Genomic DNA, 18,387 nt, shown 5'->3' on the forward strand with positions numbered 1-18,387 from the left:
AAACGGTGGGGGCATGTCGCAACGTGCGCGTATCGATGGACTATGGACCCAGCTCGGCACTGAGGCAGTGATCGAGAGAGGCTGGAGATCCATGCGCTGAACTGCGATCGCGGGAGCAGCAGCGCTTTTGTGTCAGCTCGAGTGCCGGCGCCTAGGGTGCTGGCTGAGCCTGGCCTCGCCAGCCGTGCTCCGCGAGCAGCGTCACGCCGATGCGGCCGAGCAGCACCCGGTATTGGTCTTTATCGTCCGGGTGCCACTCGAAGCGCGCGCGCTCGAAGTACTGCACCGTGAGCCCGGAGGCTGGATCGGTGAACACCTCGCTGATCGGGTAACCGAAGAGGGCGAGCGACTCGCGCTTCGAGACGCCCGGATCGCCGAGATCCAGCCCGTGGTTTTGCCAAAACGCCAGGAAGATCCCGCACACATGGTGGCCAGTCTCCGGGAAGAACACGCACGATGGGTCATCCCGCGAGTCGGCCAGGAACGCTTGGAATGCCCTGCTTTCGAGGAAGCCCCAGGTGGCTGCCTCTTCGACGCCGATTCGCCCGAGCTGCACCTCCAGCGTGGTACCGGCGTGCTCGGGGTAGTAAGCCAGCCGGGCTCGCTCGAAGTACTGCACGGTGCGGAGCTTCCCGCTGTCGGGATCCCACTCGCTGAACTCTTCGGTCAGCGGGTATCCGAAGAGTTCCAGCCCGCCGTGTCGCTTCCAAAACGCGAAGAACCCGTTTGCTAGGTAGTGGCCGGTCTGGGGGAAGTACACCCACTCCTCGCTACTGGTTCCTGGATCGGGGCGCGGAGCCGAGGGCAACACGTCGGCGATCCTGGCGACGTGGATCTCGACGACCTCCCCGACCGCGCGCTGCCAGGCCAGCGTGCCTTCTTTGGCGATCGGAACGCGATTCGTCCCGGTGTTGATCGTGACGTTGAACAGGCTGATCGCGGCGAGGTCGAATCCCAAGATATCGACCTGGTCGGGCTGATCGGGCGAGACTCGTCCCCAGAAGACGTACTGGCCATCGGTGGTCGGTGGGAATTCGTCGGTTACCGAGCTGGCGAGCGCCCGGGCCTGGCCCGTCTTGATATCGACGGCGTGTAACTCCTGGCCTGCGGTGTAGACGACCGTCTCGCCGCCCACAGCGTATTCCGGAAGATACGGAGTCGATTCGCCCTCGGCGACCACCATCGGCTCTTCGTCGGCTGCCACGCGGCGCGCGAGCAGACGCCAGTCCCACGCCTCTTCGCCGCTCGCCGACTCTGAAGTCGCCTCCAACCACACAACCAGCCCGCTCTGGACGCGCGGCGGTCCGATCACCTGGTTCCCGGCAGCGTCGGCTTGAGCCAGCGTCTCCGGCGCCAGATTGGTGTTCAGGTCTCGCAGCATTAGCCGCTGGCGCTGCCCATCGTCGCTCAACCAGGCGACCCAGCGGCCCCAGATGGCCGGCGCCGTCTCGTCAGCTCCAGTGGTGGCGATGGCGAGGTGCTCGCCGGTCTCGATCCGGATGCCGACAATGTCGGAGGGGCAGGACTCGCAGAGCTCGCCCTCGCTCCAGACGGCAACGCCGTCGCTGAGGTCCAGTCCGGCCCGCTTGGCCGGCCCGGTCGAAAGGGGCCGGGGCTGGCGGTCGGCGAGGGACGCCGCGTACACGTCGCGGTGGAGCGGGTCGTTCTCTCCCGCGACGAGCCAGGCGACGAAGCGCCCGTCGGTCACCGGCGCGGCGTCCTGACCAGGAACGGTCAGGAAGAGCGTTGGCTCCTGCCCGGCCGTGGCGTGGTCGATCGCGCTGGTAGCCAGGCTGAGAGCAAGCACGAGCACCAGGCCGATCGAGCTGAGGTGGCCTCGCAGGGTGAACCAGCCGAGCCAGAGTGGACGCTGGCTACGTGGTCTGTCATTTGCAACGGGTGTGCCGACGGCCAGTTGCGCCGGCGCAGGCGAGGGCCGGGTGGCCCCGGTCCGGTATTGCGAGCGATGGCGCTTCCGAGGATCGCCGGAGGCAGGCAGGCGCGATCTCGGTGACGACGCGGGACGGAGCTGCTTGAGCGGCGGGTAGGAAGCCATCCTCGTCCCCTCCCCCGAATGCCTCTCCAAGCCTAGTCCATCTTCCCGGAGAGTGGTAGGGACGAAAGTCCTCAAGCGCGGTTCCCGGTAGGCCTGCCGCCTGGTAGGAACGCTGGTATCTGGCGGGTATATCTGGGCGCTGGCTCAGCTCGGTGGTGCTGCAAAGCTTGTAATCATATGCGATTTCCTATATGCTGTGCCTGTATCCGTCGTGACCTGAGCTAGGCGGAGTAGATGAGCAAGCAGGAGCTGGCCTACCAGACGATCCGCCAGCGGATCCTCGAAGGGGTATACGGCCCTGGCTACCGGATCGTCATCGACGAGCTGGCTCGCGAGCTCGGCTGCAGTGCCATCCCCGTCCGGGAGGCTATCCGGCGACTCGAAGCCGAGGGCCTGATCGCGTACACCAGGAACGCTGGGGCACGGGTCGTCACGATCGATGAGCGGCAGTACGTCGATGTCCTGTCCACGCTAGCTGTGCTGGAAGGGCATGCCACCGCGCTGGCTGCGCCGCGCATGAGCCCGCGCGATCTCGCTCCCCTGCGAGCATTCGAGGAGGAGATGCAGCGCGCGGTCGAGGCTGGCGACATGCTGCGGTACAGCGCGCTGAACCGGGCCTATCACGAGGCGATCTACGCCCACTGTCCCAACCGGTACCTGGTCGCTCAGATCGAGAACGCCTGGGCGCGGCTCGACTCGATGCGCCACTCCATCTTCGTGCTCCTCCCTGGTCGCGCCCGGACCTCCCTCGAAGATCACCGGCGGATCACCGACTTGATCGAGCGGCGCGCCCCAGCTGAGGAGATCGAGCGGGTCGTCCGAGAGCACAAGCTGGCGACGGCCCGAGCCTTCCAAGCCTGGGTGAGCCATAGGGAGGAGCTGGTGAAGATGAGTGCAGGAGGGGGAGCCCCTGCTTCCCTGGAGATCGAGTTGACCGGGTGAGCCGGAGATCGTGACAGGGGAAAGGACTCGTTGGATGCGCATCGACGTGCACACGCACGTGCAGCCGCCGGAGTTCCTGGAAGCGCTCGTCGCCTCCGGCCGGTACGAGTGTTACCAGGACGATGCCGGGCACATCGTCGTCCGTGAAAAGGGCGCTCGCTTCCTGACGACCACGCCGCAGATGCACGATCCGGCCCAGCGCGTCGAGGAGATGGACGCCTCGGGGATCGATGTGCAGATCGTCTCGGTGACGACGCCGCAGGTCTACTTCCTCCAGGGACAGCCCTGCATCGATCTGGCTCGGCGGTGCAACGACTACCTGGCGGGGGTCGTCCAGCAATATCCAGACCGCTTCCGAGCGCTGGCGAGCGTTCCGTTGACGGCTGGAGCCGATGCGGCTGCTCGGGAACTCGAGCGCTGCCTGGACGAGCTGGGCATGATCGGCGTGCTGGTGGGCGCCAATATCGACGGCCGGCCGATCGACGCGCCGGAGTTCGCACCCTTCTACGAGGAGGTGAATCGACGGGGCACCGTCATGTTCATCCATCCGATGGTGCCGGCCGGCGTCGAGGTCATGGCCGACTACGCGCTGGCGCCGCTGGTCGGCTTCATGATGGACACCACGCTGGCGGTGGCGCGCCTGATCTTCTCCGGCTTCTTCGAGCGCTTCCCGAGGGTTCGGGTGCTCGTGGGGCACCTGGGGGCGACGATCCCCTACCTCGCCGGCCGGCTGGACATCGGCTACCGCAGTTACCCGGACTGCCAGGGCATTCCCCGTCCGCCGAGCGAGTACATCCGGCGGCTCTACCTCGACACGGTCTCGTTCCACGAGCCGGCCCTCCGCTGCGCGCTGGAGACGGTAGGGCCGGATCGCATCGTCTTCGGCTCCGATTACCCGCACGTCATCGGCGACGTGGGGAGCGCCGTTCGGAGCGTCGAGGCGACCGTGCCGGCCCAGTCGCGCGAGCGGATTCTCGGCGGGACGGCCGCCGAGCTGTTCGGTCTGACAGCATAGGGTAAGGAGAGGTGGTATGGCGAGGAGAGAACTGCGCGGGTCGCTGGTTCCGCTGGTGACGCCGTTCAAAGACGGCCAGTTCGACGAGCCGGCGTTCCGCGACCTGATCGAGTGGCAGATCGAGAGCGGCAGCCACGGGATCTCGGTGACCGGCTCTACCGGTGAACCCTCGGCGCTCTCTCTGGAGGAGCGAGAGTACATCATCGAGACGGCGGTCAGGGCCGCGCGCGGGCGCGTGCCAGTGATCGCCGGCACCGGCACCAACAACTTCGACGAGACGCTGCGTCTCACCCGCTTCGCTGAGCGCGCCGGCGCTGATGCGGCGCTGGTGATCGTGCCCTACTACAACCGGCCCACGCAGGAGGGGCTCTACCGGTACTTCACCGCGCTGGCCGACCAGGTCTCGATCCCGATCATCATCTACAACATCCCCGGGCGCACCGCCGTCAACATGGAGCCGGAGACGGTGGCCCTCGTGGCGCGCGAGCGGCGCAACGTGATCGGCGTCAAGGAGGCGAACAAGGACTTCGAGCAGGTCAGCCGGCTGTTCGACCGCTGCGGGCGCGACTTCCTGGTCTACTCCGGCATCGAGGCGCTCTGCTTCCCGCTGCTGGCGCTCGGCGGCGCCGGCTATATCAGCGCGACCGGCAACGTGCTGCCGCGCCAGTCTGCCGAGCTCTACAACCTCGTCGTCGCCGGCAAGTGGCTGGAGGCCCGTGATCTCCACTACGAGATGCTGGCGATGAACGAGGCCCTGTTCCTGGAGACGAATCCCGGACCGGTCAAGTACGTGTTGAGCCTGATGGGGAAGATCCAGCCCGAGCTGCGCCTGCCGCTGGTGCTACCCTCGGAGGAAAACCAGCGGAAGCTGCGGGCCGTCGCCGAGCGCTACGGCCTGATCCCGGCCGCGGCGCCGGCCGCCGGGAACGGAGCCGGCTGATGCGCACGGCACGCTTCATCGCCGACGGGCGACTGCACACCGGCCAGGTCGTCGAAGACCGGCTGGTCGACGAGAGCGGGCGGGTCCACCGCTTCGACGCGGTGATTTGGCTCCCACCGGTCGAGCCGACCAAGGTGCTCGGCCTGGTGCTGAACTACGCCGACCATGCCCGGGAGCTCGGGCTGGAGGTTCCGCCAGACCCGGTACTGTTCTTCAAGCCGCTGACCTCGTTGATCGGCCACCGCGCGCCCATCGTATACCCGACTGGGGTCGAGCGGCTGCACTACGAGGTCGAGCTGGCTGTCGTGATCGGCCGGCGCTGCCGCAAGGTGCGCGCGGCCGACGCCTTCAGCGTCGTCCGTGGCTATACGGTCGCCAACGACGTAACCGCGCGCGACTTCATCACCAACTACTTCCGCCCGCCGGTCAAGGCCAAGGGGTTCGACACCTTCGGCCCGCTCGGGCCCTGGCTGGTCGAGAGGGAAGACCTCGATCCGGACAACCTGGAGCTGCGCGCCTACGTCAACGGCGAGCTGCGCCAGCGTGGCCACACCTCGCACCTGATCCACAAGGTAGCGGAGATCATCGAGTACGTCAGCTCGTTCATGACCCTGGAGCCGGACGACGTGATCATGACCGGCACCCCGGAGGGGATCTCCTTCGTCCGGCCGGGCGACGTGCTGCGGGTGGAGGTCGAGGGCGTCGGCGCGCTCGAGAACCCCATCGTCGCCGAGAACGAGCTGGAAGGAGGCGGAACCTGATGACGACGGCCAGCTCTGTCCAGTACGCCGAACTGCGCGAGCAATCCCTGGCGGCGGTCCGCACGGTCAGGAACTTCATCGACGGTGCCTTCACCGAGGGGCCGAGCGGCCAGACCTTCGAGTCGCTCGACCCGGCGACCAACGACCCGATCGCAGCGGTGTACAGCGCCGGGCCGGAAGGCGTGGAGCTGGCGGTCGCCGCCGCCCGCCGCGCCTTCGACGAGGGGCCCTGGCCTCGCCTGCCGGCGGCCGAGCGGGCTCGGGCGCTGCGCCGGATCGCCGACCTGATCCGCGCGCGGGCTGACGAGATCGCGGTTCTGGAGAGCACCGACACCGGTATCCCGATCAAGCAGATCCGCGAGGCCCAAGTCCTGCGCGCCGCCGACAACTTCGACTTCTTCGCCGAGATGGCCACCCGGATCACCGGCGAGACGTACCCAGTGGACGACCTGTTCCTCAACTACACCGTGCGCCGGCCGGTCGGCGTGGCCGCGCTGATCACGCCGTGGAACACGCCCTTTATGCTGGAGACCTGGAAGGTGGCACCGTGCCTCGCTGCCGGCAACACCTGCGTGCTCAAGCCGGCGAGCTGGTCGCCGCTCTCGGCCTACAAGCTGGCCGAGATCATCCAGGAGGCCGACCTGCCGCCCGGCGTCTTCAACCTGGTCTACGGCTCCGGCGAGACGGTCGGCGAGGCACTGGCGGCGCACCCGGGCGTCAATCTGGTCTCCTTCACCGGCGAGACCACGACCGGCAAGCGGCTGATGCGCGTCGGCGCCGATACTCTCAAGCGCTTCTCGATGGAGCTGGGCGGGAAGTCGCCGGTGATCGTCTTCGCCGACGCCGACCTCGAGCGGGCGCTCGACGCGACCGTCTTCGGGGTCTTCTCGCTCAACGGCGAGCGCTGCACCGCCGGCTCGCGGTTGCTCCTCGAGCGCTCGATCTACGACGGCTTCGTGGCCCGGCTGATCGAGCGCGTGCACGCGATCCGGGTCGGTGACCCGCTCGACCCGGCGACCGAGGTCGGCCCGCTGATCCACAAGCGGCACCTCGAGCGGGTGATGGGCTATCTGGATGTCGGGCAACGCGAGGGCGCCCGGCTGGCGGCCGGCGGGCGCCGGCCCGATGGCCCGGCGCTGGCCCGCGGCAACTACCTGCTGCCGACGCTCTTCGTCGATGCCCGGCCAGAGATGCGCATCGCCCAGGAGGAGATCTTCGGCCCTGTGCTCACCGTCATCCCGTTCGCCGACGAGGAGGAAGCGCTGCGGATCGCCAACGGCGTGCGTTACGGGCTGGCCGCCTACCTCTGGACGTCCGACGTCACCCGGGCGGCTCGCCTGGCGCCGGCCATCGAATCCGGCATGGTCTGGGTCAACTCCCAGAACGTGCGCGACCTGCGTACCCCCTTCGGCGGGATGAAGGAGAGCGGCATCGGGCGCGAGGGCGGTCACTACTCGTTCGAGTTCTATACGGAGGTGAAGACGATCCACGTCGCGCTCGGCCGGCACCGGATCCCGAAGATGGGCGCCGGCTCGTAGCCGGAGCGTAGCGGCTAGGACATACAATTGGAATCGCGATCCGGCTCGCAGCGATTGGAGGAGGCTATGGGCGCTCGCACCGGAGCGGAGTACCTCCGGGGGCTCAGGGAACGCCCGCGGGAGGTGTGGATCCACGGCGAGCGGGTACTCGGCGACATTACCGAGCATCCGGCCTTCAAGAACATCACGCGCAGCGTCGCCGCACTCTACGACATGCAACATGACCCGTCGCTGCGCGACGCCATGACCTTCGTATCGCCGTCGAGCGGGGAGCGAGTGGGACTCTCGTTTATCCAGCCGCGCTCGCAGGACGACCTCCGGCGGCGGAGCGGCATGATGAAGCGCTGGGCCGACTATTCCGGCGGCTTCATCGGGCGCTCGCCGGACTATCTCAACGCTGGCTTGGCGGCCATGGCCGCCGCCAGCGACTACTTCGCCCGCAACGACCCGCGCTTCGGCGACAACATCAAGCGGTACTACGAGTACGTGCGAGAGCACGACCTCTGCCTAACGCACACCTTGATCACGCCGCAGGTCAACCGCTCGGCTGGCCCGGCGAGGCAGGCCGATCCGTATATCGTCGCGCGCGTGGTGAAGGAGACCGATGCCGGCATCGTCGTCCGCGGCGCGCGGATGCTCGCGACGCTCGGGCCGATCGCTGACGAGATCGAGGTGTTCCCGTCGACCGTGCTCAAGGGCACGGAGGAGGACGCGCCCTACTCGTTTGCGTTCGCGATCCCCTGCGACACCCCAGGGCTGAAGTTCCTCTGTCGGGAGAGCTTCGACTACGGGCGTTCCCACTTCGACCACCCGCTCGGCTCGCGCTTCGAGGAGATGGACGCGGTGGTCGTCTTCGACGACGTGCTGGTTCCCTGGGAGCGGGTCTTCCTCTACCAGGACGTCCAGCTCTGTAACGGCGTCTTCGCCGAGACCAACGCGGTCGTCCACATGGCGCACCAGGTGGTGGTCAAGAACGTGGCCAAGACGGAGTTCATCTTCGGCATCGCCACCTCGATCGCCGATCGGATCGGTATCGACGGGTTCCAGCACGTCCAGGAGAAGCTGGCCGAGCTGATCATGACCCTGGAGACGATGCGCGCCTTCCTGCGGGCTGCCGAGGCTGACGCGGCCGTCGACCGCTGGGGAGTGATGACGCCGGCGTGGGCCCCGCTCAACGCGGCGCGCAACCTCTTCCCGCGGCTCTACCCGCGGATGATCGAGATCATCCAGCAACTCGGGGCCAGCGGGCTGATGGCGTTGCCGACCGAGGCCGACATCCACGGGCCGATCGGCCCGCTCATCGATCGCTACCTGCAGGGGCGGAACGTGGATGCCTACAATCGCGTCAAGCTCTTCCGTTTGGCCTGGGATGCCTCGCTGAGCGCCTTCGGCGCGCGTCAAGTGCTCTACGAGCGCTTCTTCTTCGGAGACCCGGTGCGGATGGCAGGCGCGCTCTACACGAGCTACCCGAAGGAGCCGTACAAGGAGCGTATCCAAGCGTTCCTCGACCAGGTGGAGCAGCAGGAGACGGCGACCTCGCCGGTCGCCGACGGCGAGTGAGGACGGGGTACGGCGTGGGCTTCGCTGAACTGAGCCTGGACGCGACGAGCTTCCGGCGGGTCATGGGCCTCTTCGCCACGGGCGTGGGGCTGGTCACGGCGCAGGCTGGGACCCGCATGCACGGGATGACGGCGAACGCGATCACCTCGGTCTCGCTCGATCCCCTGCTGGTGCTCGTCTGCGTGGGCAAGCAGGCTCGCCTGGTGCCGCTCCTGCGCGAGGCCGGGAGTTTCGCGCTCAACTTCCTGACACGCGAGCAGGAGCGAGTCGCTCGTCACTTCGCCGGGCAGGCGTACGACGGTCCACCGCCGGAGATCCACTTCGAGCCGTGGCAGGGCGGCCCGCGACTGCGCGGGAGCCTGGCGGCGGTCGGCTGCCGGGTGGAGCAGATCGTCGATGCCGGCGACCATTGGGTGGTGATCGGGCGCGTGGTGGCGCTGGCCGAGGGCGCAAGCGAGGCCGAGCCGCTGCTCTACTACCGCGGGCGCTACCGGCGACTGGCCGCGCTCGAGGAGACGCCGCCGCGGGAGGCGCCCGACCTGCTCACCAGCGTCGGCGCGGCGCTCTACTACGACGAGGCTGGCGAGCCGGAGCCGCCGCTCGACTGGGGGTGATGCCCCTCGGGTGGCAGTCGCTCGCGGCAGGCTACTTGAGCAGGTGAGGCATCGCCATGAGCGAGCGGGAGGAGAGGAGATACCCAGTGCCTCGCCAGCAGCTTCCCTTCAACGTGCTGAAGACCGGGCACGTCGAGCTGCGGGTGACGGATCTGGAGCGGGCGCGCGCCTTCTACGTGGACCTGCTCGGCTTCGTCGAGACCGAGCGCGACGGGAGCTGCGTCTACCTGCGCGGGCTGGAAGAGTGGGAGCATCACAGCCTGGTCTTGCGCCAGGCGCCCTCTCCAGGCCTGGGGCACATCGCGTATCGGGTAGCCGGAGAGGAAGACCTGGAGGAGCTGGCGAGGCTGGCGCGCGACCGTGGCCTGCCAGCCCGCTGGCTGGGGCCGGGCGAGGAACGGGGCCAGGGGCGGGCGCTGCGCATACAAGACCCCCTAGGCTTTCCGGTCGAGTTCTATCATCAGGTGGAGCGAGTCGAGCGGTGGCTCCAACGCTTCCATCTTTACCGCGGCGCGCAGGTCATGCGGATCGACCATGTCAACCTCCACACGCCTGACGTCAAGGCCGGGCAGGACTGGTATGTGGGCACGCTCGGGTTCATGGTCTCGGAGTACACCGAGACCGAGGACGAGCCGCCACGGCTCTGGGCCACTTGGCTCCACCGGAAGCAGAACGTGCACGACGTGGCACTCATGACTGGGGTAGGGCCGCGGCTGCACCATGTGGGCTTCTGGCTACCGGAGCCGGGTTGTGTCCTGCGCGCCGCCGATATCCTGTCCGCGGCCGGTTTCGAAGGGACGATCGAGCGCGGGCCGGGTCGGCACGGCATCTCCAACGCGATGTTCCTCTACCTGCGCGATCCTGACGGCAACCGCATCGAGCTGTATACCTGCGACTACCTGATCCCGGATCCCGACTTCGAGCCGATCCGCTGGGCGCTGAACGACCCCAAGCGCCAGACGTACTGGGGGCACGCGGCGCCGAAGAGTTGGTTCGACGAGGCGTCGCTCGTCGAGACCTTCGACGGCGTGGGCCTCATGGAAGTTCGGCAGCCGGAGCTCGCCGACCGGCCGGCTCACGTCGGTCATTGAGGGTGAGCCTCACAGCTCGCACTGGCGCTCCCGGCGACGACGCGCGAGCAGGTAGAGCCCAAAGCCGAGGGCTGCCAGGAGGAGCAGGACGGCCAGGTCGGAGTAGGTCTCGATCCAGCGGCTGACCCGTTCCCAGTTCTCTCCGAGCAGCCATCCTGCTCCGATCAGCATGGTGTTCCACACGCCGCTGCCGGCCGCAGTAAGGACGGTAAAGCGGATAGGTGACATGCGCATTGTGCCGGCCGGGACGGACACGACGCTGCGAGCTATTGGGACTACTCGCGCGCCCAGCACGACCCAATCGCCCCAGCGGGCGAACCACCCCTCGGCGCGGGCCAGCAATGACGCGTCGATGCGCAGGATGTGACCGTAGCGGAGCACCAGCGTGCGGCCGCCCCACCGGCCGAGCGAGTAGAGGATCAAGGCTCCAGCACAGGAGCCAATCGTGGCTGCGATGATCGCTCCCCAGAGGCTCATATAGCCCCGGCTCGCTAGAAAGCCGGCTAGCGGGAGCACTGCTTCAGACGGGATCGGCGGAAAGACGTTCTCGATGACGAGGAGGATGGCGAGACCGAGGTAACCCAGCGCGACCAGAATTTCTAGTACCCAATCGCTCACCGTGCTTCGCCTTCTCCCACGTCCAAACGCTGCCTCCAGCGACGACCGGGCAGTCGGATACCGGAGTGCGCCGCGGCGGCTGAAGCCGCGGCTGCCGTCTCGCCCTCCGGGCAGGCGGATCAGGCCGCGCGAAGGATACCCGTTTCCCTTCGAGGAGGGTCGATCGATCCGAGGGCAGCTCGCTGGAGTCTGAGCAGGTCAGGGTCACCGGGCCCGGAGGAAGCACGCCCGGACGGGGCGGACTCGCGCCTGCAGGCCGAGCCAGGGGGTGCGCGCCCGCGAGGACGCGCTTCCTTTGCCCGCAGCCTCCCAGCCGCCTGGGCGGAGCCGTCAGAGCAGCTCGATGATGCGCCCGGCGACCTGGTCGGTGGTCGCGGTGCCTCCCAGATCTGGGGTGAGCACGTTGCCCTCGGCCGTGAGCGCCTCGATGGCCGTCATGATCCGGTTGGCGGCTTCGGTCTCCCCCAGGTGGTCGAGCATCATCGCGCCGGCCCAGACGGTGGCGATCGGGTTGGCGAGCCCGCGCCCAGCGATGTCCGGTGCTGAGCCGTGTACCGGCTCGAACAGGGAGGGGAGGCGCGGGTTATAGGCCAGGTTGGCGCTGGGCGGCAGACCCAAGCTGCCCATGAGCGCGCCGCCGAGGTCGGTGAGGATGTCGGCGAACAGGTTGCTGCCCACGGCGACGTCGAACCGCTCGGGCGCGCGCACCATCAAGGCGGCCGCAGCATCGACCAGGAGCGAGGTGACCTCCACATCCGGGTAATCCCGGGCCACCTCGGCTACCACGGCGTCCCAGAAGACCATGGCGTGCTGCTGCGCGTTGGACTTCGTGATGCTGGTCAGGCGCTTGCGCCGGGTGCGGGCCAGCTCGAAGGTGTAGCGTACTACCCGCTCCACGTTGAAGCGGGAGAAGACCGCGGTCTCCAGCGCTACCTCGTGCGGCGTGCCGACGTGGACACGCCCGCCGGCTCCGGCGTACTCCCCCTCGGTGTTCTCGCGCACGAACACCATATCGATGTGCTCTGGCCCCTTGTTGCGCAGCGGGCCTTGGAGGCCGGGCAGCAGCTTGATCGGACGGACGTTGACGTAGAGATCGAAGGCTTTGCGGATGGGCAGGAGCAAGCCCCAGAGCGTGACGTGGTCGGGCACGTGCGGCGGATCGCCGACCGCCCCGAGATAGATGGCGTCGAAGCCCCGGAGGATCTCCAGACCATCGGGCGGCATCATGGCGCCCGTCTGCCGGTAGTAATCCGAGCCCCAAGGCAGGACTGTCCACGCAAGCTCGGCGTGGCCGGCGACAGCGGCTTCCAGCACTCTCTGGCCCGCTGGGATGACCTCTTTGCCCACGCCGTCGCCAGGGATCACCGCGATCCGGTATCGCTTCACGGCATCCATCCCTTTCGCTCCCGCGCCGATTCGCCGGCGCTAGCCTAGCCAGCTCGCCGGCTCGTAGAGCGCGGCGCGGATGGCAGCCCACAGCACCCGGTACTGCTGCCACGGGTCGTCGCCAGGGATCGCGATCGTCACCGGGCCGGTGCGCTCGACTCCTGTTATACGGGCGGCGCGGTCGCACTGCTGCATGGTCAGGAAGTCGACCTCCAGCCGCCAGGGACGCTCTGGGCGATAGGGCTGGATGTCCGCGGCGCGGCGGAGTGCCCGCGCGGCGGCCTCGGTGATCTCCGGTCGAGTGGCCGACGGTGGGCGGCAGATGGCCGCGTTACGGCCACAGGCCTCCTTGACCGCAACGGTCTCGATCTGGTCGCCCAGGAAGGCGCGGGCCTCGGCGCAGGTGGCGCTGTCGCCGGTAACCAGCACCACCGGGATGCCGAACGACCCGAGCACGGCGGCGTTGAGGCCGGTCTCGCCGTGGGGACGGCCATTGAGCCGCAGCTCGGCGACCGCCGCGCCAGCGATGGTGTGCGGGTGGATCGCGCCGGGCGTGCGCGCCATGGCGTGGTATCCGATGAAGACCGCGGCGTCGAACGGCCGGCTGTCCGCCCCTTCGAGCTGGCAGTACTCCTTGGCGTCACCGCTGCCGGAGATCAGGTGGGCCGCGGGGTGGAGGTCTTCGATCAGCAGGTTGCGCATCGGGCCGTGCGAGTCGTTGACCAGGACGAAGCTGGCGCCGGCCTTCACCAGTCCTTCGACCGCCGCGTTGGCGTCGCTGGTCATCAGCCGGCGACCGCGGTCGTACTCGCGCTCGCCCGGCATCATCATCTCGCCGTGGACGATGCCGCTGATCCCCTCCATATCGACCGAGACATACACGTTCACGCTGCGCCTCCCTTCATCCCTGCGCGCCACCTCCATTCTCGCGCCTCAGTCGCGGTCGAGCCAGTGGCGCGTGTTCGAGCGTCAACCGAACTCCGGCACGACGAGCCAGTCGCTACGTGCTGGATGAGGCTCGTCGCGAACCAGCGAACCAAGCGGCTGCCATGGCGCTCTTCTTCGCCCGTGCAACTGTGACCCCTCTGGCCGACATGCCGGGCAGGACGCTCTACGAGATCTGGGATCGCGAGGCCCGGGCTTCCCTCGAGGCGATGGAGACCGGCGTCATCAAAGGGCTCTGCAAGGTCGCCGGGCAGCGCGTCGTGGTCGGAATCCTCGACCTGCCCGGCGGCGACGCGATCGACCAGGCCATCGCGAGCCTGCCCATCATGCGGGAGATGGGCCCGTCGGTGTCCTGGGAGGTACTGCAGGTTCGCCCATACGAGCATTTTGCGGCCGGCCAGCGCAAGGCGGTGAGCGGCTCATCGCCTGGTAAGCTGACGGGTCAGCCGATCGACCCGCTCGGCCGCCGGAGAGGTGACGCGAAACGAGGACACCTCAGCCGAGGAAGTAGCCCGCTCCACTTAGGAGCGAGCGTGGACGAAGGCCGGGCGGCTAGGATCGCGTCCGCAGGGCGCGCTCGATCTCGCGCCGCGCGTCGCGCTCGGCGATCGCCTCGCGCTTGTCGTACAGCTTCTTGCCGCGGGCAATCCCGAGATCGACTTTGGCCAGGCCGTGGCGGATGGCTAGGCGGAGCGGGACGAGGGTGTAGCCTTTGGCTTCAGTCTTGCTCCGCAGGTAGTCGAGTTCCTTCTTGTGCACGAGGAGCTTGCGGGGCCGAGTCGGGTCGTGCTGTGCCCGGCCGCTCGCCTGCTGGTACGGCGAGATATGCGCCCCGACCAGCCAGAGCTCGCCGTCCTCGATGCGGGCGTACGCGTCGCGCAGGTTGACGCGGCCCGCCCGGATGGACTTGATCTCCGAGCCGGTGAGCTGGATACCGGCTTCCAGCTCTTCTTCGATATGGTAATCGTGGTACGCCTTGCGGTTGACCGTGATGACCTTCTCATCGCCGGCCCGCGGCGCGTGCTGCGTCCTGCTCATAGCACAAGCGTACCCCGGGACAGATCCCGGCAGCAACGGTCACCGCCTGCATCAGCGCTCGCGGCCAGTTACAATCCTCGGCATGGGGCAGGTGCGCGACCCGTACGACGTGATCGCCGAATACTACGACCTCGAGTTCGACGCCTTCACTGAGGACGTCGACCTGTACCTCGCCTTCGCCCAGCGCGCGGGCACGCCGGTGCTCGAGCTCGGCTGCGGCACCGGACGCCTGCTGCTGCCGCTGGCGCGGGCGGGCTTCGAGGTCGAAGGCGTCGATCGCTCGGCGGCCATGCTGGCTCGGGCGGCCGAGCGGCTGAACCGGCATGGCCTCAGCCATGTCCGGCTGCGCCAGGCTGATGTCACCGATCTCTCTGAGCTCCCGGAGCGCCACTACAGCCTGGTCGTTCTGGCTGTCAACGGGTTCCTGCACCTGCTGGATCGCGCGGCCCAGGTGACGGCGCTCGAGCAGATCCACCGGGTGCTCCGGCCCGGCGGGCTGCTGCTGCTCGACGTGCTCCATCCCACCCCGGCTCAGCTCGAGGGCTGGGAGGGGCACCTGCTCCACGACGCTTCGTGGGCGCTTCCCGACGGTAGCCTGCTCGACCGCTTCTCGGCGCGCCGCGTCTCGCCGGCCGAGCAGACGATCGAGACCTGGCTCTTCTACGACCGCCGCCGTCCCGACGGCACGCTCACCCGCGACGCAGTCACTTACGTGCTGCGCTACGTCCACCGCTTCGAGCTGGAGCTGCTGCTCGAGGGGGCCGGCTTCCGGATCGAGGCGATCTACGGCTCGTACCAGCTCGACCCGCTCGAGGACGAGAGCCCGCTGATGCTCGTGGTGGCTGTGCGAGCTTGAGCGAGCCAGGATGCTATACTGGCACATCGTTGCCGGAACGCGGCTGTCGGGTTCAACGGCGGAAGGGAAGGCTGCGGAGGGCTGCCGTGATCCACGGCGTCGAGATCAAGCGGCTGGTCACCCACGTGGACGAGCGCGGGTCGCTGACCGAGCTGATCCGCTGCGATGACCCGTTCTTCGAGAAGTTCGGACAGTGCTATGTGTCGGTCTCCTACCCCGGCGTGATCCGGGCCTGGCACTGGCATCGCAAGCAGACTGACTATTTCACCTGCGTGCGTGGGATGATCAAGGTGCCGCTGTTCGACATGCGCCCCGAGTCGCCCACCTACCGCGAGCTCAACGAGTTCTTCATCGGCGACGATAACCGGATCGTGCTCAAGATCCCGCCGGGGGTGGCCCACGGGTTCAAGAACATCGGCACCGAGCCCTGCTATCTCCTGAACTTCCCGACCGAGCCGTACAACCCAGACGATCCCGACGAGTACCGCCTGCCCTACGATACGCCGGAAATACCCTACTCCTGGGAGATTCGCTACCGCTAGGAGCCGCGATGTCGATGGCCCCCGACTACCCGCCGGCCATCACGCTGGAGCCGGTCGCCGGCCCGATCGATGCCGAGGTGACCCTGCCTGGCTCCAAGAGCTACACCAACCGGGCGCTGGTGCTGGCCGCGCTCGCCGAGGGTACCTCCACGCTCCACGCTGCCCTCTTCAGCGAGGACACTGCCGTGATGGCCGAGTCGCTGCGGCGGCTGGGTATCCCGGTCGCGGAAGACCCCGTGGGACTCACGTTCACGATCGAAGGCAAGGAAGGCCGTATCCCAGCCGACCGAGCCGAGCTGTTCGTTGGCAACTCCGGCACCACTGCGCGGTTCCTGACCGCGCTGCTGGCGCTCGGCCAGGGGGAGTACCTGCTGGACGGCGTCCCCCGGATGCGCCAGCGGCCGATCCAGCCGCTGCTCGATGCGCTGCGACAGCTCGGCGTCGACGCTGCCTCGGTCAGCGGGAGCGGCTGCCCGCCGGTGCGCGTCCGGGCACAAGGCCTGGCTGGCGGCAAGGTACTGCTGCCCGGTAGCCTCAGCAGCCAATACCTCAGTGCCCTCCTGATGGTTGGGCCCTGCACTCGGCTGGGGTTGGAGATCGAGATCGAAGGCGAGCTGGTCTCTAAACCCTACGTCGAGCTCACCATCCAGGCGATGCAGGCGTTCGGAGCCAGCGTCTGCTGCGAGGGTTACCGGCGATTCGTCGTCCCGGGCGGGCAGCGGTACCGCGCGCGAGACTACACCGTGGAGCCGGACGCCTCGGCCGCGTCGTACTTCTTCGCGCTGGCGGCTGTCACCGGCGGGCGCGTGCGCGTCCACAACCTGGGTTCCCGCTCGGCGCAGGGGGACGTGCGGTTCGTCGACGTCCTCGAGCGCATGGGTTGCCAGGTAATCCGCGAGCCGGACTCCATCACCGTCCAAGGACCAGCCAGCCTGCGCGGGGTGGAAGTCGACATGAACGCCATCTCCGACACCGTCCAGACCCTGGCCGCGATCGCGCCGCTGGCCAGCGGCCCGGTCGTGATCCGCAACGTCGCGCACATCCGCCACAAGGAGACCGACCGCATCCACGCGCTGGCGACCGAGCTGCGGCGCCTCGGCGTGGTCGTCGACGAGTTCCCGGATGGCCTCGCCATCTACCCCTCACCCGTCCGGCCGGGCACGGTGCAGACCTACGACGATCACCGGATGGCCATGAGCTTCGCCGTGCTCGGATGCCGGGTGTCCGGGATCACGATCGACAACCCGGGCTGCGTGGCCAAGACCTTCCCGGACTTCTTCCAGCGACTGGCCGCTGCTCTCGGCCGAGCCTGAGCCCGCGCCTCGCGGCAGCCGGTCGTTGGCCGCGGTGCTCGGCTGGACTAGATCCGGGCCGCGCGGTTGAGGAGGTAGAAGTCGGCCAGCACCAGGAGCAGCATCGCCTCGGCGACCGGCACGACGCGCGGGCAGATCGAGGGGTCGTGTCGCCCTTCGACGGAGATGACCCGCTCGTTGCCGTGGATGTCGACCGTCCGCTGTGGGCGCGCCACCGAGGAGGTCGGTTTCACCGCCAGCCGGACGACGATCTGTTCGCCGTTGGAGATCCCACCCAGCATGCCGCCGGCGTGGTTCGAGACCGTCCGCACCCGGCCGTTTTCGAGGTAGAACTCGTCGTTGTGCTCGTGCCCGCGCATGCGCGTGGAGGCGAACCCCTCGCCGATCTCGACCCCCTTGACCGCCGGGATCCCCAGCATGGCGTAGCCGATCACGGCATCCAGCTTGTCCATGGTCGGCTCGCCGAGCCCTGGCGGCACGTTGTCGGCCCGAACCTCGACGATCCCACCGACACTATCTTGCTGCTCCTTCGCCTCCAGGATGGCTGCGACCATTTTCTCGGCCGCTACGGGATCTGGGCAGCGTACCAGGTTGCGGTCGATCTCCTCGCGGTCGAAGGTCTCCATCTGGATACCGGCGAGCTCGCGCACGAAGGCGTAGACCTCGATGCCGGCAACCGTGCGCAGGAGCTGGCGAGCCACAGCTCCCGCTGCTACCCGGCCCCAGGTCTCGCGCGCGCTCGATCGCCCCCCGCCGCGGTGATCGCGGTGCCCGTACTTGGCCCAGTAGGTGTAGTCCGCGTGGCCGGGGCGAAACACGTCGCGCAGCGGCTCGTACTTGCTCGAGTCGGCGTCGGCGTTGTAGGTGATCAAGGAGATCGGCGCGCCGGTCGTCTTCCCCTCGAAAACGCCGGAGAGGATCGTCACCCGATCCTGCTCCTGGCGTGGCGAGGTGACTTTGCTCTGTCCGACCCGGCGCCGGTCGAGGTCATGCTGGATCAGCTCTTCGGAGATCTCCAGCCCGGCCGGGCACCCGTCGATGACGACGCCGATCGCCGGGCCGTGCGACTCGCCCCAGGTCGTGATCCGAAACAGACGGCCGAATGTGCTCCCCATGCTCGCGCCTCCACCCACGCGGCTCAGCTTCGATCTGCATTATCCACTATGACGGTG

The 18,387-nt window shown here is 68.1% G+C and carries 17 protein-coding genes and 1 pseudogene; 12 read left to right on the forward strand and 6 right to left on the reverse strand.

Going from position 1 to position 18,387, the window contains the following annotated elements; all coding sequences use genetic code 11:
- Nucleotides 1-151: 151 nt before the first annotated feature.
- On the reverse strand, nucleotides 152-1,813 hold the full coding sequence (locus NET02_RS00540; protein ID WP_284055411.1) for a TolB-like translocation protein: 1,662 nt from the start codon (nucleotides 1,811-1,813) through the stop codon (nucleotides 152-154).
- Between the two features lie 477 nt (nucleotides 1,814-2,290).
- Between NET02_RS00540 and NET02_RS00545 the strand changes: the two genes are divergently transcribed.
- From NET02_RS00545 to hpaD, 8 genes are all read left to right on the forward strand, one after another.
- Nucleotides 2,291-2,998 carry a GntR family transcriptional regulator gene (locus NET02_RS00545; RefSeq protein ID WP_284055412.1) on the forward strand — a complete coding sequence of 236 codons (708 nt, stop codon included), beginning with the start codon at nucleotides 2,291-2,293 and terminating at the stop codon, nucleotides 2,996-2,998.
- Between the two features lie 34 nt (nucleotides 2,999-3,032).
- Nucleotides 3,033-4,013 carry an amidohydrolase family protein gene (locus NET02_RS00550; RefSeq protein ID WP_284055413.1) on the forward strand — a complete coding sequence of 327 codons (981 nt, stop codon included), beginning with the start codon at nucleotides 3,033-3,035 and terminating at the stop codon, nucleotides 4,011-4,013.
- Nucleotides 4,014-4,029: 16 nt separating this feature from the next.
- Nucleotides 4,030-4,953: a 2,4-dihydroxyhept-2-ene-1,7-dioic acid aldolase gene (hpaI, locus tag NET02_RS00555; RefSeq protein WP_284055414.1), complete on the forward strand. Its 924-nt coding sequence runs from the start codon at nucleotides 4,030-4,032 to the stop codon at nucleotides 4,951-4,953.
- A complete protein-coding gene (locus tag NET02_RS00560; protein ID WP_284055415.1) occupies nucleotides 4,953-5,714 on the forward strand; it encodes a fumarylacetoacetate hydrolase family protein in 762 nt (253 codons plus the stop codon). The genes hpaI and NET02_RS00560 overlap by 1 nt, the downstream gene beginning before the upstream one ends.
- Nucleotides 5,714-7,252, forward strand: a complete 1,539-nt coding sequence (gene hpaE / locus NET02_RS00565; protein ID WP_284055416.1) for a 5-carboxymethyl-2-hydroxymuconate semialdehyde dehydrogenase — start codon at nucleotides 5,714-5,716, stop codon at nucleotides 7,250-7,252. Before NET02_RS00560 ends, hpaE begins: the two co-directional genes overlap by 1 nt.
- A 66-nt stretch (nucleotides 7,253-7,318) precedes the next feature.
- Nucleotides 7,319-8,812 (forward strand): 4-hydroxyphenylacetate 3-monooxygenase, oxygenase component, encoded by a 1,494-nt coding sequence (gene hpaB, locus NET02_RS00570; protein WP_284055417.1) that lies wholly within the window; start codon nucleotides 7,319-7,321, stop codon nucleotides 8,810-8,812.
- 14 nt (nucleotides 8,813-8,826) lie between these two features.
- A complete protein-coding gene (locus NET02_RS00575; protein ID WP_284055418.1) occupies nucleotides 8,827-9,426 on the forward strand; it encodes a flavin reductase family protein in 600 nt (199 codons plus the stop codon).
- Nucleotides 9,427-9,512: 86 nt separating this feature from the next.
- Nucleotides 9,513-10,517: a 3,4-dihydroxyphenylacetate 2,3-dioxygenase gene (gene hpaD / locus NET02_RS00580; protein ID WP_284055419.1), complete on the forward strand. Its 1,005-nt coding sequence runs from the start codon at nucleotides 9,513-9,515 to the stop codon at nucleotides 10,515-10,517.
- A gap of 9 nt (nucleotides 10,518-10,526) precedes the next feature.
- Here the strand turns inward: hpaD and NET02_RS00585 are convergent, their stop codons facing one another.
- From NET02_RS00585 to NET02_RS00595, 3 genes are all read right to left on the reverse strand, one after another.
- The gene (locus NET02_RS00585; RefSeq protein WP_284055420.1) at nucleotides 10,527-11,135 is read right to left on the reverse strand and encodes a DedA family protein; all 609 of its coding nucleotides are present in this window, start codon (nucleotides 11,133-11,135) and stop codon (nucleotides 10,527-10,529) included.
- A gap of 330 nt (nucleotides 11,136-11,465) precedes the next feature.
- Nucleotides 11,466-12,521 (reverse strand): tartrate dehydrogenase, encoded by a 1,056-nt coding sequence (locus tag NET02_RS00590; protein WP_347710989.1) that lies wholly within the window; start codon nucleotides 12,519-12,521, stop codon nucleotides 11,466-11,468.
- A 39-nt stretch (nucleotides 12,522-12,560) separates the two neighbouring features.
- Entirely contained in the window at nucleotides 12,561-13,409 is an 849-nt protein-coding gene (locus tag NET02_RS00595; RefSeq protein WP_284055422.1) for a M55 family metallopeptidase, read from the reverse strand.
- Between the two features lie 161 nt (nucleotides 13,410-13,570).
- On the opposite strand from NET02_RS00595, the pseudogene NET02_RS16540 reads away from it, so the two are divergent.
- Nucleotides 13,571-13,804: pseudogene (locus NET02_RS16540) on the forward strand (muconolactone Delta-isomerase family protein); the annotation flags it as partial.
- A 214-nt stretch (nucleotides 13,805-14,018) separates the two neighbouring features.
- Here NET02_RS16540 and smpB read toward each other — a convergent pair.
- Entirely contained in the window at nucleotides 14,019-14,504 is a 486-nt protein-coding gene (smpB, locus tag NET02_RS00600) for an SsrA-binding protein SmpB (RefSeq protein ID WP_284055423.1), read from the reverse strand.
- Nucleotides 14,505-14,586: 82 nt separating this feature from the next.
- On the opposite strand from smpB, the gene NET02_RS00605 reads away from it, so the two are divergent.
- From NET02_RS00605 to aroA, 3 genes are all read left to right on the forward strand, one after another.
- Nucleotides 14,587-15,360 (forward strand): class I SAM-dependent methyltransferase, encoded by a 774-nt coding sequence (locus NET02_RS00605; protein WP_284055424.1) that lies wholly within the window; start codon nucleotides 14,587-14,589, stop codon nucleotides 15,358-15,360.
- A gap of 86 nt (nucleotides 15,361-15,446) precedes the next feature.
- The gene (locus NET02_RS00610) at nucleotides 15,447-15,902 is read left to right on the forward strand and encodes a dTDP-4-dehydrorhamnose 3,5-epimerase family protein (protein ID WP_284055425.1); all 456 of its coding nucleotides are present in this window, start codon (nucleotides 15,447-15,449) and stop codon (nucleotides 15,900-15,902) included.
- Nucleotides 15,903-15,910: 8 nt separating this feature from the next.
- Nucleotides 15,911-17,215, forward strand: coding sequence for a 3-phosphoshikimate 1-carboxyvinyltransferase (gene aroA, locus NET02_RS00615; protein WP_284055426.1), 1,305 nt, complete (start codon nucleotides 15,911-15,913; stop codon nucleotides 17,213-17,215).
- A 47-nt stretch (nucleotides 17,216-17,262) separates the two neighbouring features.
- Here the strand turns inward: aroA and aroC are convergent, their stop codons facing one another.
- On the reverse strand, nucleotides 17,263-18,330 hold the full coding sequence (gene aroC, locus NET02_RS00620) for a chorismate synthase (protein WP_284055427.1): 1,068 nt from the start codon (nucleotides 18,328-18,330) through the stop codon (nucleotides 17,263-17,265).
- Between the last annotated feature and the right edge of the window lie 57 nt (nucleotides 18,331-18,387).

Origin of the sequence: Thermalbibacter longus, from assembly GCF_023806485.1 — a bacterium.
Lineage (GTDB): Bacteria > Chloroflexota > Chloroflexia > Thermomicrobiales > Thermomicrobiaceae > Thermalbibacter > Thermalbibacter longus.

Coding starts and splice junctions, on each gene's coding strand:
- NET02_RS00560 (WP_284055415.1), top strand. CDS start 4,953: ATGCGCACGGCACGCTTCATCGCCGACGGGCGACTGCACACCGGCCAG.
- NET02_RS00605 (WP_284055424.1), top strand. CDS start 14,587: ATGGGGCAGGTGCGCGACCCGTACGACGTGATCGCCGAATACTACGAC.
- smpB (WP_284055423.1), bottom strand. CDS start 14,504: ATGAGCAGGACGCAGCACGCGCCGCGGGCCGGCGATGAGAAGGTCATC.
- aroA (WP_284055426.1), top strand. CDS start 15,911: ATGTCGATGGCCCCCGACTACCCGCCGGCCATCACGCTGGAGCCGGTC.
- hpaI (WP_284055414.1), top strand. CDS start 4,030: ATGGCGAGGAGAGAACTGCGCGGGTCGCTGGTTCCGCTGGTGACGCCG.
- hpaB (WP_284055417.1), top strand. CDS start 7,319: ATGGGCGCTCGCACCGGAGCGGAGTACCTCCGGGGGCTCAGGGAACGC.
- NET02_RS00545 (WP_284055412.1), top strand. CDS start 2,291: ATGAGCAAGCAGGAGCTGGCCTACCAGACGATCCGCCAGCGGATCCTC.
- NET02_RS00550 (WP_284055413.1), top strand. CDS start 3,033: ATGCGCATCGACGTGCACACGCACGTGCAGCCGCCGGAGTTCCTGGAA.
- hpaE (WP_284055416.1), top strand. CDS start 5,714: ATGACGACGGCCAGCTCTGTCCAGTACGCCGAACTGCGCGAGCAATCC.
- aroC (WP_284055427.1), bottom strand. CDS start 18,330: ATGGGGAGCACATTCGGCCGTCTGTTTCGGATCACGACCTGGGGCGAG.